Below are 22,639 nucleotides of genomic sequence, written 5' to 3' on the forward strand. Positions count from 1 at the left end.
TCGCTCCTTACTCCTCCTTGAATGTCATAAGTTCTTCGTAACTGATTCCGAGTGTCTTCGCTATATGATTAAGCAGCTTGGGATCGTTCCTCCGCGTGCCTCGCTCGAGAGACCCTAGTACCGCAACGGATACGCCAAGCTCCTTGGCCAGCTCTTGCTGCGTATAGCCCTTCAGCTTTCGAAAGGCTCGGACGCGCTGCGCCAATTGATGATTTTCCATAGGGTAATGCCATCCTTTCCTGCCTGTGTCGTCGCACGGCGCTCCTCGGCAACTTGCCCATGAAGCGGATGCGAATCCGGAATCACATCATGCAGGGGAACAAGCACGAACGACCGCTCCATCATGCGCGGATGCGGCAGCGTCAGTTCCTCCAGATCCATTCTGACATTATCGTACAGGAGCAGATCGAGGTCAATGGTTCTTGGTCCCCAACGTTCATGTCGAATTCTCCCGAGCCGATGCTCCAGGCGGAGAAGCGTCCGGAGAAGCTCGATGGGCTCGAGGCTCGTGCGCGCGGCGAGAACCATGTTCAGAAAAGCCGGCTGATCCGTATAGCCGACCGGATCGGTCTCGTAGATGCCGGACACGCGCTCCACCTCTATGCCAGGTTCGCCGTCGATCAGCCCGATCGCCTGCAGCAGCAGCTCCTCGCGATCGCCCATGTTGGAGCCGAGCGCGATGTAGGCGGTCGAAGGGACGCCTGAAGGCCGGCTCGCCGCCGCGCCTTGCGGCCGGCTTTGCGCCTCTTCGGCGCTTCGCGGCGGATTCGCAGGCGCTTCGGCGACCCCGCGGCCAGTTGGGGCAAATCCGTGGTCCATTTCGGCGACACCACGGTCCGCTGGGGCGGAGCCAGGAGGCTGGTCCGAGGCGGATACGCGGCTTGCATTCGATCTATGCTCGTATGATTCGGCCATCGCTGTCCCGCTTTCTCCGCAGCTGTACGGTAACGCCGTCGAATTGAATATCGAACGGCGGATTCGGCTTGGTCACTCTCACCGTGATTTCGTTTATCCTAGTATAAGCCGTCAGCACCTGGGATGCAATGTGTCCCGCAAGCGCTTCAATCAGCTTGAACGGCGGGCCTTCCACGATCGATTTCGTCAAAGCGTGGAGCTCGGCGTAATTCACGGTATAGTTCAGATCGTCCGTCATCGCCGACCGCTCAAGATCGATGGACAACTCCAGATCGACGATATATTTCTGACCCAGCTTGTTCTCTTCGGGGAATACGCCGTGATACCCGTAGAATCGCATTCCTTTGACGCTCATTGTATCCATATTTGGTAGCCTCCTTGGGATGATTACTTCGCGCCCGCGGCGCGGTAGCAGATGGCGTCCGCCATCAGCGCGACGCGCTTCATGGCGCGCACGTCATGCACGCGCATGATCTGGCAGCCATGCGCGATGCCCAGGGCCACGGTGGCCGCCGTGCCCTCAATCACATCATTCGAGGACGAGTTCAGCGTCTTCTGAATGAAGCCCTTGCGCGAGGTGCCGAGCAGCACCGGATAGCCGAGCGCCGTCAGTTCCCGCAAACGGCCGAGCGCCTCGAGGTTGTTCTCGTAGGTCTTGGCGAAGCCGATGCCCGGATCGAGCCAGATCCGGCTGCCCGCGACGCCCGCCGCTTCGGCGATGCCGATGCTGCGCCGCAGATCGGCGAGCATGTCCGGGACGAGATCGTCGTAGTCCCGGGAATGTCTGTTATGGCTGATGATGACCGGACAGCCATATTCCGCCGCCGCGGCGGCCATGTCGGGGTCGAAGGCCAGCCCCCAGATGTCGTTGATGATATGCGCGCCCGCTTCGAGCGATTGACGCGCGGTGACCGCTTTGTACGTGTCGATCGAGAGCGGCACCTGCGGCAGCTCCCTGCGCAAAGCGGTGATGACCGGAATGACGCGGCTGAGCTCTTCGTCCACGCTGACCGATTCATAGCCCGGCCTCGTAGACTCCCCGCCGATATCCAGAATGTCGGCGCCCTCCTCGAACATTTGCCTGGCTCGCGCAACGACAGCTTCGACATTCGCATACCGCCCGCCATCCGAGAACGAATCCGGCGTGGCATTAAGAATGCCCATAATGAGCGTCCGTTCGCCGAGCTCAAGCTTTACACCATCATCGAATGTATAGGACCTGTTATAGTAGACTGCCGTCGATTCGCTTGTCCGCATTGCTGCCCAACCCCTTTATGTGTAAGGTGATTGTTGCATATATGCATCAATTAAACGCTATTCCTTCCGTTTGAACACACAATGTTGCAAAAATACATCCTTTATTCACCTTTCGGCTCCATTTTGGGCTTAAAGATGAAATTTGATGCGTTTTTGCAACAATTTCAATATAGCGAGGCGTCTGCGGATGAAATTGATGTACTTTTGCAACTTTTTTAACCACAATAAAATTTGAAAGTTTGATTACAGGACTATCTGATTATATGGATGATTGAACCGTATCCGTGCGATAACGCGCCAGCAGCTTCCTTGTTATCGGGCCCGCCACCCGCTGCTCCCTGCTGACAGCATGGAGCGACGCCTCCGTCATTTCCTCCCCGAACGCATCCGTCAGCGAAGTGATCGGGATCAGCTCCTGTATGGAATTGGTCATCCAAATCTCGTCCGCGCCCTGCAAATCCCCGAGCGCGTAGAAGCCTTCCTCCACCTGATAGCCTGCCTCGACAGCCAGCTCCAGCACGCGCTGCCTCGTAATGCCCGGCAGAATGCCGGTGCCGACAGCCGGAGTGAAGACGATGCCGCCGCGCGCGAAGAACAAATTGCTTACGATGCCCTCCGTCAGAAAGCCTTGCTCGCTGAGCATCAGCCCTTCCGTCCCTGGAGCGGGAGGCACTGGTTTGCCGAAGGGGCCTTGCGAGCCCTTACCCGCTTCTTTACTTGCGACTTCCTCGCTCGCCACTCCATCGCCTCTGCCCTGCAGCTTCGCGGATGCTGCGTTCACTCTATCTTCAACCCTGACGCCTTTCTCTTCCACGACGTCCTCACTCGCCATGCCTTCGCCTACGTTCACGTTCTGCCTCGCGTCCATGTCCGCACTTAACCCGAGCAGCTCTCTTCTCGCCAAAATATTGTTCATATAATGAAGCGATTTGTTTCGCACCGCTCCTTCCGGCGAATTGCGCCTCGTCCGCAGCAAGCGCAGCTCCCTCCCTCGCAGAAGCTGCTCGTCATTCGGCTGCGGCAGCTCCTTCGCCATCAGAACGACTGTGGGGGCGCTGTAATCCCCCGACGGCAATCCAAGCGCCTCTTCGCCCGCGCTCACTGTCAGCCGTATATACCCCTCCTCAAGTCCGTTCGCGGCGAGCAGCTCGCGTATCCATCCTCGCACTTCCTCATCCGTCATTACGAAGGGAATCCCCAGCTCCGCGCAGCCTCTTCGCAGCCGATCCAGATGACGCTCTAGCAAGAAGGGCCTTCCTCCGCCATACGTGCGGAATGTCTCGAACAGACCCAGTCCGTACAAAAAGCCGTGATCATAAACCGAGATCACAGCTTCGCCAGCATCTGTTATAAGGCCGTTCAGGCCTACCTTCTTCATCACTTCAGCATGCCTTCGCGATGCTTCAGGAAATTGCGCAGCATCGTCAGGCCATTCTCCGTAATAATCGACTCCGGATGGAATTGCACGCCTTCAATCGCATATTCCTTGTGCCGCAGCGCCATAATCTCGCCCTCGGCTGTCTCCGCGCTGATCTCCAGGCAGGACGGCAGCGTCTCTCTTCGCACGATCAGGGAATGATAACGCGTCGCCGTGAACGGGGATTCGAGGCCTTCGAAGATCGATTTGCCGTCATGAAGGATTTGCGACGTCTTGCCATGCATCAGCTTCTCCGCCCGCACCACTTCTCCGCCGAACGCTTGTCCGATCGATTGATGCCCGAGACAGACGCCGAAGATTGGAATGCGGCCCTTGAAATGCTCAATCAGCGACAAGCTGATGCCCGCTTCATTCGGCGAGCAGGGTCCCGGCGAGATCAGAATATGGTCTGGCGCGAGAGCCTCGATGCCGCTCAGGTCAATCTCATCATTGCGCTTCACTACGATTTCTTCGCCAAGCTCGCCCAGATACTGTACAAGATTGTACGTGAACGAATCATAATTATCGATTACGAGTATCATCCGTAACGCCCCCTTTTATTTTGAACAAACCCGCCTCTCGGCGGCCTTCGGCAAGCAGCGACCTGCTCTAACGGACATTTCTTTCTCTTACACACCTTTTTGGGGCGCCTGATTTCTCTAACGGACATATTGGCTCCTTAGCGAGCGAATGAAGTGCATGATTCGTCTATTTCACCTTCTAAAGCGATCAAATGTCCGTTAAAAATTTGAGACCACGAATATTGGCTTCTAAGAGCCGAAAATGTCCGTTACAGCCTGCTGCAAGTTCGATCTTCTCCAGCGCCAGCAGCAATTGCTGCTCTAGAAGCGCAAACCGGCGGCTCCTAAAAGCACACCGCCTCGCCACTCAAGTTTGTCACTCCTAGTAGCACAACCGGCACACCACCTCGCACTCATGCCTGTCACTTTCTAGATGCACACCACCTCGCCACTCAAGCTTGTCGCTCTGTCGACCCTAGCAGCACACCGACACGCCCCACGCAAGTCCGCGGCTTCACTCGCCGCTCTCGCTCGCGGACAGCTCGCTGTATTCGATCGCCTTCCACAGCGCCTTCGCCTTACTGAGCGATTCCGCGTATTCGCGCTGGGGCACGGAATCGATTACAATGCCCGCTCCGGCTTGAATATGCACATCGCCGCCGGCGACCGTCATCGTTCTAATAATTATATTAAATTCCATATCGCCGCTGTAGTCAATCCAACCGAGCGATCCGGTATAGGGTCCTCTGCGAACAGGCTCCAGCTCTTCGATGATCTCCATGGTGCGGATTTTGGGCGCGCCGGTAATCGTGCCTCCGGGGAAGGTCGCGGCTATGACATCGTAAGCATCCTTGCCCGCCGCAAGCACGCCCTCCACCTGAGAGACAAGATGCATGACATGGGAATAATGCTCGATTGCCATCAGCTCTTTCACTTGTACCGAGCCGTACTCGGAGATTCGTCCGAGATCGTTCCGTTCCAGATCGACGAGCATAATGTGCTCGGCCCGCTCCTTCTCGTTCGTTCGCAGCTCCTCAATGAAGCGAAGCTCCTCCTCTTCCGTGCGCCCCTTTCGCCTTGTGCCTGCAATCGGCCTTGTAATCAGCCTGCGCCCGGACAGCTCGACCAGCAGCTCTGGCGAGGCGGATACCAGCTGGAAATCCGGGCTTCGCAGAAATCCCATATAAGGGGAGGGGTTCAGCAGTCTCAACCACTCGTACAGCTCCTCGGGAGAGGCCGAAGCCTTCCTGCTCTGTCGCTGCGACAGATTCACCTGGAACACGTCGCCTTGAGCGATATAGCGCTTGATCGCCTCAACAGCCGCTTCATAGTCTTCCCGGCCGAAAGGAGATTCGAGATCGGTCAAGCTCTGACTGCCGGCAGTGGCGGCATGCTTCGCGAGCAAGCTCTTCCGACTTTCCTTCTGCTTCTCCGCCTTCCTACGGGCCCCTTCCTCTTCGAACCAGGTAAGCCAATAATCGGCCATGCCTTCAGCTCGCGATTTCGCCCGATCGTAGACCGCTTGCAGCGATAACAAGGATTCTCCGATTTCGACCGGACTGTGCACGACGCAATAGACCAGCGACCTCCGATGATCGATAATCCACAGCTCGTTCATCCGCAGGAACAGATAATCCGGCAAGCCGAGATCATCCGCCGCAAGCTCCGGCAGCCGTTCGATCGTGCGAATAATATCATAGCCCCAGAAGCCCGCGCAGCCGCCGAGCCACTTCGGCCCGTCCTCGATCCGCGGTCCCTTCGCATCGCCCATCCATTCCCTGACGACTTCAAGCGGCTTCCCTTCCCAGCTTCTGCGCTCTTGCCGCTCGTCACCCAGAGCATGGAAAGCGCGAGATTCCGCCTTCATTCCCTTGCCCTGGATCATTCCAGCGGGATGAAGACCCAGATAGGTGTATCTCCCTTCCTTGCCGCTCTCCAGCACGAAGGCGTAAGGAGAAGCGTCCTGCCACATTTCCTCCCAGGAAGCGATCGTCCGCTCTTCGCCGAATTGGAACCCCAGCTCCATCAGGAACGGCAATGTCGTATACGTCCCTTCCCCATGCCATCCCTGCCATTGTTCCCACATGGTGCTCATTATCCCGCCCCCGTCAAACGCTCTTATTTCGCCTAGTATACAGAATCGGCAGGCAAAAGAAAAGCGCCCCGCGTTCCGAAGAATGCGATGGCGCTTGCTCATATCCTAATGGCCTTGGGGTCACTGCCGTCAATTCTCCGCATGCCAATTCAGGTCCAGACTTCAATCGCTGCGGTCCGGCCTGCTCTCATACGGAATTAGTTCTCGAAGTTGAATAACGGGGTGCTCAGATAGCGCTCGCCGTTGCTTGGCACAACCGCGACAACGCGCTTGCCCTTGCCGAGCTCCTTCGCAACCTTCAGAGCCGCGCTAATCGCCGCCCCGGAAGAGATGCCGCAGAGAATGCCTTCTTCCTTCGCCGCGCGGCGCGCGTATTCGAAGGCTTCTTCATTCTCAATGGTAATAACCTCGTCGTAGACCTCGCGATTCAGAATGTCGGGAACGAAGTTCGCCCCGATGCCTTGAATCTTATGCGGTCCAGGGTTTCCGCCGGACAGAATCGGGGATGCCGCAGGCTCTACCGCGTAGATCTTAATGCCGTCGAAGCTATTCTTGAGCACTTCTCCCGCGCCTGTGATCGTTCCGCCTGTACCGATGCCCGCAATGAAAGCATCCAGCTTGCCGTCCAGGGAATTGATCGCTTCCACGATTTCCGGACCTGTGGTCTCGCGGTGAATCTTCACGTTCGCCTGGTTCTTGAACTGCTGCGGCATGAAGTAGGAAGGATTCTCCTTCGCAAGCTCCTCCGCTTTGCGAACGGCTCCGTTCATTCCTTCGGATCCTGGCGTAAGCACAAGATCCGCGCCGTATGCGCGAAGCAGATTGCGACGCTCTACGCTCATCGTCTCAGGCATAACCAATACCGCTTTGTAGCCCTTCGCGGCGGCCACCATTGCCAGACCGATTCCCGTATTGCCGCTTGTCGGTTCAACAATCGTATCGCCAGGCTTCAGCTTGCCCTCTTGCTCGGCAACCTCGACCATGGAGATCGCGATGCGATCCTTCACGCTTGCGCCCGGATTCTGGTACTCCAGCTTCACATAAACCTCTGCGCTGTCCTCCGGCACAAGACGGTTCAATCGAACCAATGGTGTGTCTCCGATCAAATCTGTTACGCTTTGCACAATTCTCGCCATGATAGGGAAGGCCTCCTTATTCCGACTAAATTAGTTGGTTTTGACTCCTTCTATCTTATCAATGTCCTGCTTCCCTTGTCAATAGGAGGCTCCCTTCGGCACCTTCCGAGAGGTCAGCCCCGCTTGTTTCCCGCGCTACTTGGAGACGACCGCATGATATTTCGCAAGCAGCTCGTCCTCCGCCGTCTTCTGCGGCTTGGCCAACTCCAGAGCCAGCTTCTTCCTGACCTTCTCCGTCAACGCCGCTCCCGTCTCTTGCGCTTCTTCTTCTTTGTCCGCCAGCAGAATCACCGCATAACCCTCGTCGATTGCGATAGGGCCGGCGGTTTCTCCGATGGTCATGGCAGAGGCCGTTTGCAGCATGCCCTGATCGTAGAAGGGATCCTTCGCATCAATAACTCCCAAGTCGCCGCCGCTGTCTTTCGTGAATTCATCCTGCGAATATTGGCCGGCCAGTTCACCGAATGGCTCTCCCATCTCAAGCTTTTCCAAGACGCTTTGCGCCTGCACCTCGGTAGTCGTCACAATCCATTGCAGATGATAGCTCACCTTGGGCTCGAACAGTTGGGCATTCTCAATAATATATTGCTCTACCTCATCATCCGTCACCTGGATGTCCTCCATTCGGATTTTATCCATCAAGAGGCGATAGCGCAGTCCCTCCTTCACCTGCGACTCCGACAGACCGAGCTGCTCCTTCATCACGGTCAAATAATGAGCCACGCTGTCGTAGCCCTCCGCCTCGGCGGCGAACGCCTCGTCCAGCTCCTCTTGCGGGACATCCAGCTCCTTTGCTTCCCCTTCCATGTCCATGGCCATGCGAAGCATCATCTCTCTCAGCACCGCATCGCCATACTGCCGATACAGCTCCGCGTCGAGATCGCTTCTTGCGATGGGCTTGCCCCCGACAGAAGCGACCGTCTCCTTGTCCTCATTTTCAGAGCCTTGATCGGCCGCATTCCCGTCTTGACCGTTGTCATGCGTCGTATTCAGCTCATTCGTCTGCGTATTTCCTCTAGGCTGCAGCAAAGGCCATACCTTCATCACCACGATGCCCGTCAACACGATCATGCATACGGCTTGAAGGATGACGACCGACTTCAGCACATTGCTTCTATTCATTCCCCGATGCCTCCGATTAGGATTCGCTCGGCTCAGGTTTCGCTTGCTCCAGAAGCTGCTCCAGCTGCTGCTTGTCGAAGGCGTAGGCTTCATTGCAGAAATGGCAGACAACCTCCGCCTTGCCGTCCTCTTCGATCATCGCGGCAAGCTCCTGCTCGCCAAGGCTGAGCAGCGTGGTCTCCACCCGCTCCCGCGAGCACTGACACTTGAATTGCAAAGGCATCGTATCGTGAATGAGAAGGTCCTCGTCCCCTACAATCCAGCGCAGAATGCCCTCCGGCGTCTCGCCTTGATCCAGCAGCGACGTGACCGGCGGCAAAGCCGCGATCGCCTGCTCCAATCTTCCGATCTCTTCATCCGAGAGTCCCGGCAGCAGCTGCACGATGAAGCCGCCGGCATGAATGACCGCCTTGTCCGGGCCAACCAGCACGCCTGCTCCTACCGCTGACGGCGTCTGTTCCGACACGGCGAAGTAGTAAGTGAAATCCTCGCCAAGCTCCCCGGAAATGATCGGCACGCTGCCGCGATAAGGCTCCTTCAGTCCCAGATCCTTCGTCACATGCAGATAGCCCTCGGTGCCTACCGCGCCCGCCACATCCAGCTTGCCGAGCGCGTTGCTCCCATGATGCGCCTGCGGATGCTCGACGTAGCCTCGCACCTCTCCGGCAGCATTAGCATCCACGACGACTTGACCGATCGGTCCGTCGCCCTTCACCTGTATCGTAAGCTTCTCCGCGCCCTTCAGCATCGCCCCCATCATGGCGCCAACGCTAAGCGTTCTGCCAAGAGCCGCCGTAGCGGTCGGGAAGCTGTCATGCCGACGTCTCAGCTCCTCCACCAGCTTAGTCGTTCTGGCCGCGAACACCCGAATCTTGCCCTTCCAGGCCGTCCCTCTGACGAGTATATCCTCCTGATGATTCTCTTCCATATCCCTTAACCCTCCTGGTTCCTCTCGTATAGAATGCGCAGACCCTCGAGCGTCAAGAGCGAATCAACCTCCTGAATCGTGTCTGATTCGGCGGCAATCAGCTCGGCCAGGCCGCCCGTCGCCACCACCTTCGGATCTACGCCGAATTCCGCTTTGATGCGATTCACAATACCGTCAACCTGACCCGCATAGCCGAAAATAATGCCCGCCTGCATCGACGTTACCGGATTGCGGCCAATCACGCTCTTCGGCCGTTGCAGCTCGATGCGCGGCAGCTTCGCGGCGCGCTGATACAGCGCCTCCGTGGATATGCCGATGCCCGGCACGATCGCACCGCCGAGATAGCTTCCGCTCGGATCAATATAGTCAAAGGTCGTCGCCGTTCCGAAATCAACCACAATAAGCGGGGCGCCGTATTTCTCGATGCCTCCTACCGCGTTGACGATTCGGTCCGCGCCGACTTCCTTCGGATTTTCATAACGAATGTTAAGACCCGTCTTGACGCCCGGCCCGACGACGAGCGGGGCCTTGCGGACGTACTTCAGACATAGCTGCTCGAGCGTGCGCATCAATGGGGGCACGACAGACGAGATAATAACACCTTCGATGGCGTCCAGCCGGACTCCTGCAAATTGGAATAAATTATAAATGGTAATGCCGTATTCATCCGCCGTTGCGGAGCGATTCGTGCTGAGCCGCCAATGATGCAGCAGCCTCTTGCCCTTATAGATGCCAAGCACGATATTCGTATTGCCTACATCGATAACCAGAATCATGCGTTCATACCGCCCTTCTTCTCCCCGAGATCAAGGCTGATATCGAGCGCTTGAAAAGAGTACGTAAGGCCTCCTACCGAAATTACGTCTACGCCGCATTCCGCAATTCCGTGAATCGTATCGAGCGTAACGCCGCCGGACGCTTCCACGATAACATGCGGCGATCGGCCCTTGATCAGGGCGACCGCTTCCTTCATCAGCTCCGTATCCATATTGTCGAGCATAATAATATCGGCGCCGCTCCTCAACGCTTCTTCGACCTCGGCCAGCGACTCCGTCTCCACCTCGATCTTCATCGTATGCGGAATCTGCCTGCGGGCCGCCGCTACGGCTGCCGTAATGCCGCCCGAGCCTTTGATATGATTATCCTTGATCATGACCGCATCATAGAGGCCGAAGCGATGATTCGCTCCCCCGCCGACGCGAACCGCGTATTTCTCCAGCATGCGATGACCCGGCGTCGTCTTCCTCGTATCGACTAGACGCACAGGCAAGCCCTGCAGCGCCTCCACGTAGCTTGCCGTCTTCGTTGCGATGCCAGACAATCGCTGCATCAGATTCAGCGCAAGGCGCTCGCCCGTAAGTAGGCTATGCGTGCTGCCCTCCACCTCCGCTATTATGGTGCCCTTCTTCACGGCATCGCCATCCTGCGCGTATGCCTGGAAGCGAAGCGAGCTGTCCACGATCTCGAAGACAAGCTTCGCGACAGGAAGTCCCGCGATAATGCCGTCATCCTTCATATGAATAATCGCCTTCGATTGCGAGGTTCTTGGGATTGTCGTCTCCGTCGTAATGTCTCCGCTTCCGATATCCTCGGCCAGCCAGTCGCGAATTTGCTCGCGAAGCCTGGCGTCATAACCGCCTGCCGTCCATTCAAACATCATCTATCCGCTCCTCGGTTAAGCCTTGTGTCCTGTGCAAGACCGTATGCTTTCTCCAGATGTCATCATCCCGCTCCGGGAAATCCTCCCGATAATGCGCGCCTCTGCTCTCCTCGCGGTTAAGCGCCGCTTCTGTCGTAAGCAAGGCGCAGGTCAACATATTCGCGAATTCGTATTCCTCGCGCTGCGTGAGCGCGTAATGGAAGATCGGCAGCTGACGCTTCAGCTCCTCAAGCCCCTTCCTCAGCCCTGCGCCGTCTCGCTTGAGACCCGCATAGCGCAGCATCACCTTCTGCAGCTTCAAGCGCCGCTCTACCACCGCCTGCATCGACGCCGCGCAGCGATCGGCATCCTTCGCGATATGCGGCGTAACCGTTAGCGGCGGCAGCTCGTCGATTCGCTTCACGATGCGCCTGCCGAATACAATCGCTTCCGACAACGAGTTGCTCGCGAGCCGATTGGCGCCATGAACGCCTGTCGACGACACCTCGCCGCAGGCGAACAGCCGCTTCACATTCGTCTCGCCGAACAGATCGGTCTTCACGCCGCCCATCATATAATGCATCGCGGGCGCGACCGGTATCCAATCGCTTGTGAGGTCCAAGCCGTATTTCAAGCAATAGTCGTAAATCGTCGGGAAGCGATGTCTCACCATCTCCGGCGATTCATGCGTAACGTCGATGTAGACAAAGGTCGATTTCGTAAGCTCCATCTCCGCTACGATCGCCCTTGCCACAACATCGCGGGGCGCCAGCTCCAGCTGCTCATGGTAACGCTCCATGAAGCGCTCTCCCTTGATGTTGCGAAGCACCGCACCCTCGCCTCGGACCGCCTCCGAGATAAGGAACCTCGGCGCTCCCGGATAGCAGAGCGCGGTCGGATGGAACTGGATGAACTCCATATCCTGAATGTACGCTCCCGCCCGATAAGCCATCGCAATGCCGTCGGCGGTCGCAACCTCCGGATTGGTTGTGTAGCGGTACAGCTGCCCCGCTCCGCCGGAGCAGAGAATAACCGCCTTGCCCCGCACGTACAACCGTTCTCCGCTTGATTTCTGAACAAGCGCGCCGCAGCATTCGCCATCCTGCGTGACGAGATCAATGACGAAGTGGTCGTCCCACACCTCGATCTTCTCATTGGCGATCGCCGTTTCGGACAGCGCGCGGACGATCTCGAAGCCGGTTGCATCGCCGTTGGCATGCAGGATGCGGCGCTGGCTGTGAGCGCCCTCCTTCGTGAGAGCGTATTCGCCGTTCTCCACGTCGAATTGCGTGCCCATCTTGATGAGGCTCCTTACGCCATGCGGGCCTTCATGCACCAGCACATCGACCGCAGCCTGGGAGCAAAGTCCCGCGCCGGCGATCAACGTATCCTGCAGATGATAGTCCGGTGAATCCTCATCGGAGATAACGGCGGCAATGCCGCCTTGCGCGTAGCGCGTGTTACTGTCCATCAGCGACTTCTTCGTAATCATCAAAACTTCGTTATTATGCTCGCTAGACCGTATAGCGGTAAAAAGACCGGCAATGCCGGCCCCGATTACGATGACATCTTTGTCCACTACAGGGAGCTTGTCCAGCTCCACATCGACCAAATATCTAGGTATCATGATTATGGCTCCTCCAGCTTCACGGGGCTCCTTTGTCTTCGGACAAAGGAGCAGCGCATGCCGCGATCAGCCTTCCTTCAGCTTGTATCGCGGCATGCGCTCTATCTTTTGCGCGCCAAGCGTAAGCAAGCGCGTCTTTCGAATAACCTTCGTACTATTATTTCACTTGCAGCATACGCTCGAGCGATTTGCGGGCTTGATCCGCTACAGCAGGCGGCACATAAATTTGCGGCTGCATGTTTTCGAGACATTTGACAAGCTTCTTCAGATTGTTCACCTTCATATTCGGGCAAACGAGATATTTCGAAGCGAAGTGGAAGCTCTTATTCGGGCTGTCGAGACGCAGCTGATACCCCGTTCCGTCCTCCGTGCCGACGATAAACTCCTGACAATCCGACTCCTTGCAATATTTGATAATGGCCGTCGTGCTTCCTACGAAATCGCCAAGCTCCACAACCTCAGGCCGGCATTCGGGATGAACGACGAATTGGGCGCTTGGATACTTCGCCTTCATCTCCTCGACATCCTTGACGGTCAGCATATCATGAGTGTTGCAGTAGCCTTCCCAAATAATCATCTTCTTGTCGGTATGCTGCTGCACGTAATGGCCCAGATTTTTGTCCGGCACCCAGATCACTTCATCGCCCTCGACCGAATTGACCACCTTCAGCGCATTCGCCGAGGTGCAGCAAATATCCGTCTCCGCCTTGATCTCGGCCGACGAGTTAATATAGGTAACAACGGTTGCGTTCGGATGCTGCGCCTTCAATTTGCGAAGCCCGTCGACATTGACCATATCCGCCATCGGGCAGCCTGCGCGCTCGTCGGGAATAATGACGGTCTTGTTCGGCGCAAGAATCTTCGCGCTCTCTCCCATGAAATGAACGCCGCAGAATACGATGACATCCGCGTCGGTCTGGGCGGCCTTCTGCGCCAGCAAGAAGGAATCTCCCCGGAAATCCGCAACCTCCTGTATTTCATCACGCTGATAATAATGAGCAAGAATAATAGCATTCCGTTCCTTCTTCAATTGCAAGAGCCGTTCACGCAGCTCGCGGTTCTGCTCCGCTTTGCGTTCCAGCGCCAATGCTTCCACGATAGATCCTCTCCTCTTATGAGGGAAGGGACAGCCTGTCCCGTTCCAAGTAACGGCAATCTTCCAGCTTACCACCCCTTCACGACTTTGTGAATTGATGCACAAGCCATGGAAGTCGATTGCCTATAGTGTAAACCAAACCCCATAATTTCATTTGTTTAAGCTTTAATTTACACTTGGCAGGAGGGTCTGTCAATGGATGCAACACCAATTTTTATAAGAGATTTTAGGCGCGGGAAGGTATCTCAAAGCGCCGCATGATCTGGATTCGCTCATCGGTCCTTCCTTCTTGCATCCGACTTGCTCGATCCATCAAGGATGGCGGAGCACCGGGGATGAAACATAGGCTTAACTGCCTTATTCGGCTCTTAGAAGTCAGATTCGACTGATTTCAGAAGCTATCGGACATTTCCGAGGCTCGCGATTCATTGTAGGATCGGAACGAAGCTGTCAACTTGCACGATTCTCCGCCCAATGCTTGCTTGCGTAATAACGAAACAGGAATAATCAATAATGGAACCATAAGCTGGATTTTCTCCTGTATATCTCTCCTAATTGAGTGGAATTTGCAGTTATGCTGGAATTTCTCCAGTACATTTCGTGGATTCAACGCTTTTTCTCGGAACTGCGACTAATATACTGGAGCTTTTCCAGTTTAATTGGCGCTAGCAGATAAAACAGTCAGATATATGGGAGTTATTCCAGTATATCCGGCTAGACATATGCCTCTCCCATACTCAGCTACACATATGCATCTCCCATACCCAGCTACACATGTGCATCTCCCATATCCGGCCACACATATGCATCTCCCATATCCTCTTGTCATAGAGCAAAGCAAGTGACACCCGTTCCTTTCCCGACGCGCGCTGGACGCTGAGCGCAAATATCAGATCAGCAAGAGTCGTCTTCAAACGCTTCGATCGGCGGTTGGACACTCTCCCGTTAGGAGCGGAAATCTGCCAAGCACAAAAAACGAACATCCCGCACATGCTTGTGCGGGATGCTCGTTAGACTGTTCGAAACAATCGGCTGAAAAGCCTGTTCCGTTCACAATCCATTTATGACTTGTTCTCTCCATCATCCGAGGAGTCGCCGCCGTTGCCCGATGCCGGATCGGTCGGCTTCACTTCCGATTCGTCGCGAGGAGCTATGCGAACCTTCACGTCGCCGATTTCATCGATAATCGGTTCAGTCGTCGGCTCAGCATCCACGTCCACGATCGAGCTGCTTCCATCCTTATGAAGCATAACGCCCTTCTCGATAAGCGATTTGATCTGATCCATCTCCAGCGTCTCTTCCGACAGAAGCGTCTTCGCAATGAGATGCATCTCTTTGCTCTTCTCCGTGAGCAGCTTCTTCGCTCTGTCGTAGCAGCTGTTGATGATGGACTGCATCTCTTGGTCAATCTCATAGGCAATCGCATCGGAATAATTCTGCTCATGGCCGATATCGCGTCCGAGGAACACTTGACCTTGCGAGCTGCCGAATTGCAGCGGTCCGAGCTTCTCGCTCATACCGTACTCCATAATCATGCTGCGAACAATGCCGGTTGCTTGCTTGAAGTCGCTGTAAGCCCCGGTGCCGATTTCCCCAATGTAGATCTCCTCGGCGACACGGCCCGCGAGCAAACCGGTAATCTTGTCGAGCAATTCCTGCTTCGTCACCAGCATCCGGTCTTCCTTCGGAAGCATAATGACATATCCGCCCGCGCGTCCGCGCGGAATGATCGTAACCTTATGCACCAGGTCGGCATGCTCCAGGAAGAAGCCGGCAATGGTATGCCCCGATTCATGATACGCGACAATGCGCTTCTCGCGCTCGCTGATGACGCGGCTCTTCTTCTCGGTTCCGACAATAACGCGGTCGATGGCATCGTCGATATCCACCATGGCGATATCCTTCTTGTTGCGGCGAGCCGCAAGCAGCGCCGCTTCGTTCAGAAGATTCTCCAGATCCGCGCCGCTGAAGCCCGTCGTGCGCTTCGCGATAACGTCCAGCTTCACGTCTTTGGTAAGCGGCTTGTTGCGCGCATGCACCTTAAGTACCGCTTCGCGGCCTTTCACATCCGGACGGTCAACCGTAATCTGACGGTCGAAACGGCCTGGACGCAGAAGCGCCGGATCCAGTATGTCCGCGCGGTTGGTCGCCGCGATAATGATAATGCCTTCATTCGCTCCGAAACCATCCATCTCGACGAGCAATTGGTTGAGCGTCTGCTCGCGCTCGTCATGGCCGCCGCCAAGACCGGCGCCGCGCTGACGGCCTACCGCATCAATCTCATCGATGAAGATAATACATGGCGCGTTCTTCTTCGCGTTCTCGAACAGATCGCGGACGCGGGATGCGCCGACGCCGACGAACATCTCAACGAAGTCCGAACCGGAGATGCTGAAGAACGGAACGCCCGCTTCGCCCGCAACGGCTCTTGCCAGCAAGGTTTTACCTGTACCCGGAGGACCTACGAGCAATACGCCCTTCGGAATGCGGGCGCCAACCATGTTGAACTTGCGCGGATCCTTCAGGAAGTCGACCACCTCGACAAGCTCTTGCTTCTCTTCGTCGGCTCCGGCAACGTCCTCGAACGTCACCTTCTTCTTCTCTTCGTTATACAATCTCGCCCGGCTCTTGCCGAAGTTCATCACCTTGCCGCCGCCGCCCTGAGCTTGATTCATCAGGAAGAAGAACAGTACGAACAACAGCAGGAACGGGATAATCGAAGTCAGGAAGGTTACCCAGAAGCTAGGCTTATCCATCGGCAAGCTTTTCAACTCGAAGCCGTACTTAGCCTCCCACTCATAGATAGTATCCTCTTGCCCTTCGCTTATTCTAGAGGAAAACTTGTCGCTATCCGTACCTTCGGGCGGGTTCTTGTATCGCCCTGCCAAATAATACGACGCATCATCATATTTGATACTAAGCTCGCTAATGTTGCCGGCTTCGGCAACCTGTTTCAGCTCATCATATCTTAATGGCGTGGTGGAATCACCCTGACCGCTAATATATTGAAAAATGCCTACGGTAACCAAAAAGATGATTAAATAAAAACCAGTATTCCGGATGATCCGATTCATCCCCTACCTCCTCTCAGACGCTTTAGATATTTTACCATAGCATGACTTTCCATCACAATAGAGGCTGCTGGAGAAGGGCATGCCTGGCGATAGCGCGCTCATTATTCGTAAATTTCCGGCTTCAAAATGCCAATATAAGGCAGATTCCGGTATTTCTCCGCAAAATCGAGACCGTAGCCTACCACGAATTCATCCGGCAGCGTGAAGCCCTTGTAATCCGGCGAGAGCTCTGCCGTCCTTCGAGCTGGCTTGTCGAACAGCGTGACGATCGTAACCGATTTCGCATTGCGCCGCTCAAGCACGTCAATCAAATAACTAAGCGTAAGACCGCTGTCGATAATATCTTCGACAATGAGGACCTCCCGCCCTTCGACGGACACATCGAGATCCTTGATGATCTTGACGACGCCGGAGGACTTCGTTGACTGTCCGTAACTGGATACCGCCATAAAATCGATTTCAAGCGGTACCGTAATGCTTTTCACCAAATCGGACATGAAAATAAATGCGCCCTTCAAAACGCAAATGACGAGCGGATTCCGCCCCTCGAAATCAGCGCTTAGCTGCGCGCCCAGCTCTCTTACCTTGTTCATAATCTGTTCTTCACTGTACAATACGTCTTTTATATCGCTCTGCAAATTCGTTAATCCTCCTGCGCTTACCTATGTTTATGAGCATAGCCTTGCATCTTATTCGCCTTGCGCCATGATGAAGAGCAGCTTGCGAGAATGCTTCTCTGCCGGCGCGTGACTGGAACGCCGCAAACCGGGAATCCAGATCAATCTGTCCTCCGCGTCAAACACAAGCGGGTAGAATTCGCGCTTGGACGGCGCAATCTTCTCGTCAACGAACATATCTTGCACTTTTTTCGACCCATTTAATCCTAAAACGTGAATTCTGTCTCCCCGTCTCCGATTCCGCACCATGAGCGGATATGTAAGCTCGTCGGCATCGAAGCAAGCCTCAAAGCGCGTGCCGGGCTTGCAAGGGAGCTGCTGCTCCGACCAGATGAACTGGAGCCTCCAGCCTCCGGGCAGTTCCCGAAGCTGTGAATCGCCCTTCTGGATCTCGTAAGCGTATGACCCCGATACTGCCAATTCCGCCTTCCCGTCTTCTGGATTCGAAGCTTTCTTAAGCCAATGCATAGTCTCGTATTCCCGAACGCAGCGTACGCCTGATCCAACATCCAGCCTCCAGGTGGAGACTGCGTCGTCCGATGCGGCAAGACGCATCGTCTCAATGCCTTCAAAGGATAATATTTCCGTATCGGGCGAAAGATAACTTAATATTAATTTAATCAATCTCCTTTGTAAAGCGACATGAAGGCGATGCAGCTCTGCACAGCGGATTGTGTATTGCCTGCCGCTGACGAGAACCAAATGCTCGAATTTCTCCCTGACTTGCCGGTTCAGCCAATCATCCTCCGCACCCGCCACCTCCGCCAAACGCTGCAGAGAAAGAGAAAACTGAGGATTATACTGTTCAAGATACGGCAGAACCTCCATGCGAATCGTATTGCGGAAGTAATGGCGCTTCAGATTGCTGCTGTCTACGCAGTAGGGAACGCCGTGCTCTTCGCAATAATCGATAAGGTCCGTCTTGTTCATACGCAGCAAGGGTCGAAGGAGTTCCATGTTTTTCTCGCGGCGGCGGCCGGTCATCCCGGATAAGCCGGACAAGCCCGCGCCCCTGATCAGATGCATGAGCACAGTCTCCGCCTGATCATCCGCATGATGCGCGAGCGCAATGCGGGATGCGCCATGGCGGGCGGCCGTCTCATGCAGGAACGCATACCGCTTCTCCCTCGCTGCCGCCTGAGCGTTCAACCGATTTTCTTCTATGTAGGTTACCAGATCAAGCTCTGCAATCTCACAATGAATCCCCAGCCGGTCCGTATACCGGCGAACAACCGCTTGCTCGGCGGCGGATTCCTCGGGACGGAATCCATGGTTCACATGAGCGGCAACCAAGGTTAACCGCTGCGGCCGGGCAAGAATGCTCAGCATATGAAGCAAGGCCATGGAATCCGGGCCTCCGGACACCGCGATCACAATCGTGTCTCCGGCGTCCCACAGCTTCTCGCGCGCCGCTTCCTCCGCTATCTGCTCCAACATCGATCTCTTCCCGCTTCTCAGGGGCCTTCGCCTCCGTTCCTTCTCTGCTGCCGCTGTCACAGCATGATGCTGACGAGCCAAACAATCGATACCGCAAGCAGCGCTCCGGTCGCTGCGACCAGGCCCTTCAGCCAGGACGGCGTTGCCGAGGCATGCGGCACGCTGCGACGATGCATAAGCGAGCGCCATGACTCCGCTCCTTCCGCCGCATCCGGGAAGCTCCCGGCGAAGGCTTGCTTCAACCATGGCAGCGACGCCTTCAGGCTCTGGCAGCCCTCCGCGATGCGCAGCAGCTCCTCCGCCGATCGATTCTGCGGTATAAGATCTTTCGTGAGCTGATACAGCTTCTTCCCTTCGTGAATCTGGATGCAAAGCACGCCGAACGAGAACAGATCATACCTCGGATCGGCCGAGCGGGAGCCTGAGTTCCAGTAGCCTCTGTCGTAGATCTCGGTGAATTGGCGGATGCTCTTGCCAATGGATGTCGCCCCGCCGAAGTCGACCAGCTCCACATGCCCGTAATCGGCGACAAGAACATTCTCCATCTTCAGATCTCCGAACACCCAACCGGCCTTATGCAGCCCCGCCAGCTTGTTCAGCAAATTCAAGCCGACGAGCGGAAACCATTCAAGGCCATGCTCCTGCAGATAGCCCGCGAGAGTCGTTCCGCGAATATAGCGCATTGTGTAGAAGGATAGCTCCTTGCCGTCTTCTACGACCAAATCGTCCACATCGTGGAGGAAGCATTCCCTTCCTCCGCTCTGCCGCTGCTGCCTGGCCATCGCTTTCAGCACATTAATCTCCGATTGCAGATCGACCGCATCGATGCCTATCTTCATCGCTAACCATTCCCGGTCATTCTGAACCAGATAGACCTTGCCGTTAGCGCCTTCGCCGAGCAACCGCTCTACGCGGTATCTGCCCTGCCTCCACTTACCTGTTACCACACTGCCGGGACGAAGCTCGAATTTAAACGACGTAGTCACCCATCATCCCATCCGTTCCTTGTCTGCTCTTCCTGGCGGCACCTGCCGCAGAGCCATGACGATAATAGTCAATCACCCGCATTATCGCAGGTCCCGTCGGCGTTGTACCCCCGATCTGAAGGCTCGGGAAGATCGCATGCACGCCGCCGAGATGATCCGTCCAGGGAAGATCAAGCGCGCTGTCATCCCCGTACCTGGAGCCGGGAAAGTGAAAGACGGCAATCTCGCTTTTCCCTTGTCTTGCCTGCAGGCTGAGCATAAGATCGCGAATCGTCTCCTCCACCGCGGCAAGCTTCGGCTTCATGCTTGCGCTGGCGTCGATCAGGAGCGCGACCTGCAAGCCCTGCGATTCGCTCAGCTCGTCGATTACCTGCACCACCTCGCCCCGCTTGTCCGGAGGCAGCGCTTCGATCGAGCCGTTGCCGAGCACCTGCTTCAATTCCTTCTGCACCGCCGTCTGAATCGTCTGTACAACCGTCTTGCGCGTCATCATCTGCACCGTCTGCGACAGCTGCCTCATCGACACCAGTCTGGATATGCCGCCTCCCGCTCGCGCAATCTCTTCAATCTCCGCCGCGCCAAGCTCGCCGACATCCCCATGATCGAGAATGCCCGCCACATTCACCGCAATGCCTTCGGCCTGCGCGTGCGCCGCCGCCACAACCGGACTCATGCCGACATTCGAGCAGCCGTCCGTAATTAATAGAATCTGCTTCATCATTGTTATCCCTCCGCTTGTCTCAAAGCCTTTCTATCAGCTTTGCCCTTTTCCGGAGAGATAAACTAGCATCTTGCAAAAACACATGACATTCAACTGAAGCGTCATCGTTACTCATTGCACGCTCTAAGCTTGAACAAACTTACGATCTAAACGATGCTATTATACCATAGTATATTCGACTCCATGCGAGCATTTCCCATACTAATGAAGAAAGAGACCTTTAACTCTGAATAGTTGACTGGAAATGAAATCAACCCTTGGAATAATTTTTAGTACGCTTTGTTTATTTTTAATGTGTACTTTGACTTGACTGTTGTAAAACTAATTGTAGTTCGTGATTATCGTTTTACAAATATTGATTCAATAGAGAGTGCTTGCAATTTTGAACCATGAAGGTGAGATGCGGTTATATGAAGCTTCGCAATTGGTCAGCGTTACTCACAGCAGCAGCGCTTCTGCTGCTAGTATCGGCGTTGCTGGCGGGCTGCAGCATAGAAGCTCTTCTCGGAAACTCCTCGCAGGAGCTCCAGCCTGACCGCACGTCGACGAATTCCCCGGAAGTGCGGCGGGGCGATGAGAAAAGCCTTGCCATACCGTTGGTCTACACAACGAGAAGAGCCTTGTCATTAACCTTCAACGGAATGGCGGAAAAAGAGACAATGACAATGCTGCTCGATGAGCTCGATCGAGAACAGATCAAGGCAACCTTCTTCCTGCCCGGCATGAGAGTCGCGGAAGAACCGGATATCGCCCAAGCCATCTCTGAGCGTGGCCATGAAATCGAGAGCAATACGTTAAACGGTGGAGATGTGGACGGTCTCCCATACAGCGAGATTGACAAGGAAGTGCGACTCGGCAATGAGGTCATCAAGAAGCAAACGGGCATTGAGCCGAAATACGTCAGAACAAAATCGGCGATGATGGTTGACGATCTGCGCTATGCCGCCGCAAGCCAAGGCATGGAAGCGGTCGTCGGCTCCAGCCTGTTCCTGCATAATTGGCAAGGGGAATCCGAACTGGAGAAGCAGCATTATGTGCGCAAATATATAAATCGCGGCGGAATTATTGCGATCGATTTGGCGGAAAATAATACTCTGATGGAGGATATCGACCTGCTTGCAGCGGCCGCGGATTCGACCGGTTATACTTTCGTCCATCTCCAGGATCTAATTCAAAACGGCGGCATACGAAAGCCGCTGGAGGAAATCGACGGCTATGACGCAGCCCGGTACAACCCGGATATCTCGGGGGATAGCTTCCGTCTCATTACGAAGGAAGAAACTGACAAGAAGGAAGTCGCGCTGACATTCGATGATTGGGGCTCCGATGAAACGATTACGAAAATCCTGGACTTACTGGAACGCTATAGCATTAAAGCCTCCTTCTTCCTGAGGGCCGACGGTGTGGAGAAAAACCCGAATTTGGCCAGAGCAATTGCCGAAGAGGAACATGATGTCGGCAATCATACCTACTCCCATCCCGTCATTACGAATCTGACGACCGAACAGCTGCAGGAGGAAATCGTGAAGGCCCATCGCGTCATAACCGAGGCGATTCAGCAAGGGCCTTCGATGATGTTCCGGCCTCCCACCGGGGAATTCGATGATCATACGCTGCATGTCATTAGCGCGACAGGCTACAAGAAGATCGTCATCTTCGATGTCATTCCTTCGGATTATGAACGGGATCGCAGCGCACAGAATATTGTCGCTTCGACGTTGGAGCAAACGAGGAGCGGCAGCATCATTCTGCTTCATCTGCTTGATGACACGAATACGATTGAAGCCTTGCCCGGCATTATAGAAGGCTTGCAAGCAAAGGGCTTTCAATTCAAAAGCGTATCGGATATGGAAGCGGCTCTGAATCAGGATCAGCAATAAACGGAGGATGTGAGGCAACTGGACAGTGAAAAGTTCTCGTCAAAAAATGGACACATGGTAAAACAACCCAATCAAGCGAATCTGTGATATCCTTACGGTTCCTACGCCGGA

General features: G+C 55.3%; 20 protein-coding genes. 1 reads left to right on the forward strand and 19 read right to left on the reverse strand.

The genetic code is table 11. The features are described 5' to 3' along the window. Window positions 1-7 precede the first annotated feature (7 nt). The 19 genes from HFP08_RS25600 to HFP08_RS25690 all read right to left on the reverse strand — a co-directional run bounded on the left by HFP08_RS25600 (window position 8) and on the right by HFP08_RS25690 (window position 20,645). A complete protein-coding gene (locus HFP08_RS25600; protein WP_168123477.1) occupies window positions 8-220 on the reverse strand; it encodes a helix-turn-helix domain-containing protein in 213 nt (70 codons plus the stop codon). Further along, the gene (gene folK, locus HFP08_RS25605) at window positions 172-819 is read right to left on the reverse strand and encodes a 2-amino-4-hydroxy-6-hydroxymethyldihydropteridine diphosphokinase (RefSeq protein WP_168123478.1); all 648 of its coding nucleotides are present in this window, start codon (window positions 817-819) and stop codon (window positions 172-174) included. Before folK ends, HFP08_RS25600 begins: the two co-directional genes overlap by 49 nt. A gap of 73 nt (window positions 820-892) precedes the next feature. Continuing rightward, complete coding sequence (folB, locus tag HFP08_RS25610; RefSeq protein WP_168123479.1) at window positions 893-1,279, reverse strand: dihydroneopterin aldolase; 387 nt, start codon at window positions 1,277-1,279, stop codon at window positions 893-895. Between the two features lie 23 nt (window positions 1,280-1,302). After that, window positions 1,303-2,172, reverse strand: a complete 870-nt coding sequence (gene folP / locus HFP08_RS25615; RefSeq protein WP_168123480.1) for a dihydropteroate synthase — start codon at window positions 2,170-2,172, stop codon at window positions 1,303-1,305. Between the two features lie 259 nt (window positions 2,173-2,431). Continuing rightward, window positions 2,432-3,550 (reverse strand): aminotransferase class IV, encoded by a 1,119-nt coding sequence (locus tag HFP08_RS29630; RefSeq protein WP_346768767.1) that lies wholly within the window; start codon window positions 3,548-3,550, stop codon window positions 2,432-2,434. Then, window positions 3,550-4,131 carry an aminodeoxychorismate/anthranilate synthase component II gene (gene pabA, locus HFP08_RS25625; RefSeq protein ID WP_168123481.1) on the reverse strand — a complete coding sequence of 194 codons (582 nt, stop codon included), beginning with the start codon at window positions 4,129-4,131 and terminating at the stop codon, window positions 3,550-3,552. The genes HFP08_RS29630 and pabA overlap by 1 nt, the downstream gene beginning before the upstream one ends. A gap of 493 nt (window positions 4,132-4,624) precedes the next feature. Next, window positions 4,625-6,205, reverse strand: coding sequence for an anthranilate synthase component I family protein (locus HFP08_RS25630; RefSeq protein WP_168123482.1), 1,581 nt, complete (start codon window positions 6,203-6,205; stop codon window positions 4,625-4,627). Window positions 6,206-6,402: 197 nt separating this feature from the next. Beyond that, the gene (cysK, locus tag HFP08_RS25635) at window positions 6,403-7,341 is read right to left on the reverse strand and encodes a cysteine synthase A (RefSeq protein ID WP_168123483.1); all 939 of its coding nucleotides are present in this window, start codon (window positions 7,339-7,341) and stop codon (window positions 6,403-6,405) included. A gap of 135 nt (window positions 7,342-7,476) precedes the next feature. Beyond that, on the reverse strand, window positions 7,477-8,463 hold the full coding sequence (locus HFP08_RS25640; protein ID WP_168123484.1) for a peptidylprolyl isomerase: 987 nt from the start codon (window positions 8,461-8,463) through the stop codon (window positions 7,477-7,479). Window positions 8,464-8,479: 16 nt separating this feature from the next. Further along, window positions 8,480-9,391: an Hsp33 family molecular chaperone HslO gene (hslO, locus tag HFP08_RS25645; RefSeq protein ID WP_168123485.1), complete on the reverse strand. Its 912-nt coding sequence runs from the start codon at window positions 9,389-9,391 to the stop codon at window positions 8,480-8,482. A 5-nt stretch (window positions 9,392-9,396) separates the two neighbouring features. After that, window positions 9,397-10,167 carry a type III pantothenate kinase gene (locus HFP08_RS25650; RefSeq protein ID WP_168123486.1) on the reverse strand — a complete coding sequence of 257 codons (771 nt, stop codon included), beginning with the start codon at window positions 10,165-10,167 and terminating at the stop codon, window positions 9,397-9,399. Beyond that, window positions 10,164-11,051 carry a carboxylating nicotinate-nucleotide diphosphorylase gene (gene nadC / locus HFP08_RS25655; RefSeq protein ID WP_168123487.1) on the reverse strand — a complete coding sequence of 296 codons (888 nt, stop codon included), beginning with the start codon at window positions 11,049-11,051 and terminating at the stop codon, window positions 10,164-10,166. Before nadC ends, HFP08_RS25650 begins: the two co-directional genes overlap by 4 nt. Continuing rightward, complete coding sequence (nadB, locus tag HFP08_RS25660; protein WP_168123488.1) at window positions 11,041-12,657, reverse strand: L-aspartate oxidase; 1,617 nt, start codon at window positions 12,655-12,657, stop codon at window positions 11,041-11,043. The genes nadC and nadB overlap by 11 nt, the downstream gene beginning before the upstream one ends. A gap of 157 nt (window positions 12,658-12,814) precedes the next feature. Next, window positions 12,815-13,753, reverse strand: a complete 939-nt coding sequence (nadA, locus tag HFP08_RS25665) for a quinolinate synthase NadA (RefSeq protein WP_168123489.1) — start codon at window positions 13,751-13,753, stop codon at window positions 12,815-12,817. 1,061 nt (window positions 13,754-14,814) lie between these two features. Next, window positions 14,815-16,827 carry an ATP-dependent zinc metalloprotease FtsH gene (gene ftsH / locus HFP08_RS25670; protein WP_168123490.1) on the reverse strand — a complete coding sequence of 671 codons (2,013 nt, stop codon included), beginning with the start codon at window positions 16,825-16,827 and terminating at the stop codon, window positions 14,815-14,817. 101 nt (window positions 16,828-16,928) lie between these two features. Continuing rightward, entirely contained in the window at window positions 16,929-17,465 is a 537-nt protein-coding gene (gene hpt, locus HFP08_RS25675; protein WP_168123491.1) for a hypoxanthine phosphoribosyltransferase, read from the reverse strand. Window positions 17,466-17,516: 51 nt separating this feature from the next. Continuing rightward, complete coding sequence (gene tilS, locus HFP08_RS25680; RefSeq protein WP_168123492.1) at window positions 17,517-18,941, reverse strand: tRNA lysidine(34) synthetase TilS; 1,425 nt, start codon at window positions 18,939-18,941, stop codon at window positions 17,517-17,519. Window positions 18,942-18,997: 56 nt separating this feature from the next. Beyond that, window positions 18,998-19,927 carry a serine/threonine protein kinase gene (locus HFP08_RS25685; protein ID WP_168123493.1) on the reverse strand — a complete coding sequence of 310 codons (930 nt, stop codon included), beginning with the start codon at window positions 19,925-19,927 and terminating at the stop codon, window positions 18,998-19,000. Further along, the gene (locus HFP08_RS25690; RefSeq protein ID WP_168123498.1) at window positions 19,911-20,645 is read right to left on the reverse strand and encodes a vWA domain-containing protein; all 735 of its coding nucleotides are present in this window, start codon (window positions 20,643-20,645) and stop codon (window positions 19,911-19,913) included. Before HFP08_RS25690 ends, HFP08_RS25685 begins: the two co-directional genes overlap by 17 nt. A 413-nt stretch (window positions 20,646-21,058) precedes the next feature. On the opposite strand from HFP08_RS25690, the gene HFP08_RS25695 reads away from it, so the two are divergent. Then, entirely contained in the window at window positions 21,059-22,528 is a 1,470-nt protein-coding gene (locus HFP08_RS25695) for a polysaccharide deacetylase family protein (RefSeq protein WP_240941885.1), read from the forward strand. Window positions 22,529-22,639: the final 111 nt, after the last annotated feature.

Origin of the sequence: Paenibacillus sp. HB172176 (assembly GCF_011947265.1) — a bacterium.
In the GTDB taxonomy this organism is placed as follows: Bacteria; Bacillota; Bacilli; order Paenibacillales; family Paenibacillaceae; genus Pristimantibacillus.

Coding starts and splice junctions, on each gene's coding strand:
- HFP08_RS25600 (WP_168123477.1), bottom strand. CDS start 220: ATGGAAAATCATCAATTGGCGCAGCGCGTCCGAGCCTTTCGAAAGCTG.
- folK (WP_168123478.1), bottom strand. CDS start 819: ATGGACCACGGATTTGCCCCAACTGGCCGCGGGGTCGCCGAAGCGCCT.
- folB (WP_168123479.1), bottom strand. CDS start 1,279: ATGGATACAATGAGCGTCAAAGGAATGCGATTCTACGGGTATCACGGC.
- folP (WP_168123480.1), bottom strand. CDS start 2,172: ATGCGGACAAGCGAATCGACGGCAGTCTACTATAACAGGTCCTATACA.
- HFP08_RS29630 (WP_346768767.1), bottom strand. CDS start 3,550: ATGAAGAAGGTAGGCCTGAACGGCCTTATAACAGATGCTGGCGAAGCT.
- pabA (WP_168123481.1), bottom strand. CDS start 4,131: ATGATACTCGTAATCGATAATTATGATTCGTTCACGTACAATCTTGTA.
- HFP08_RS25630 (WP_168123482.1), bottom strand. CDS start 6,205: ATGAGCACCATGTGGGAACAATGGCAGGGATGGCATGGGGAAGGGACG.
- cysK (WP_168123483.1), bottom strand. CDS start 7,341: ATGGCGAGAATTGTGCAAAGCGTAACAGATTTGATCGGAGACACACCA.
- HFP08_RS25640 (WP_168123484.1), bottom strand. CDS start 8,463: ATGAATAGAAGCAATGTGCTGAAGTCGGTCGTCATCCTTCAAGCCGTA.
- hslO (WP_168123485.1), bottom strand. CDS start 9,391: ATGGAAGAGAATCATCAGGAGGATATACTCGTCAGAGGGACGGCCTGG.
- HFP08_RS25650 (WP_168123486.1), bottom strand. CDS start 10,167: ATGATTCTGGTTATCGATGTAGGCAATACGAATATCGTGCTTGGCATC.
- nadC (WP_168123487.1), bottom strand. CDS start 11,051: ATGATGTTTGAATGGACGGCAGGCGGTTATGACGCCAGGCTTCGCGAG.
- nadB (WP_168123488.1), bottom strand. CDS start 12,657: ATGATACCTAGATATTTGGTCGATGTGGAGCTGGACAAGCTCCCTGTA.
- ftsH (WP_168123490.1), bottom strand. CDS start 16,827: ATGAATCGGATCATCCGGAATACTGGTTTTTATTTAATCATCTTTTTG.
- tilS (WP_168123492.1), bottom strand. CDS start 18,941: ATGTTGGAGCAGATAGCGGAGGAAGCGGCGCGCGAGAAGCTGTGGGAC.
- HFP08_RS25690 (WP_168123498.1), bottom strand. CDS start 20,645: ATGAAGCAGATTCTATTAATTACGGACGGCTGCTCGAATGTCGGCATG.
- HFP08_RS25695 (WP_240941885.1), top strand. CDS start 21,059: ATGAAGCTTCGCAATTGGTCAGCGTTACTCACAGCAGCAGCGCTTCTG.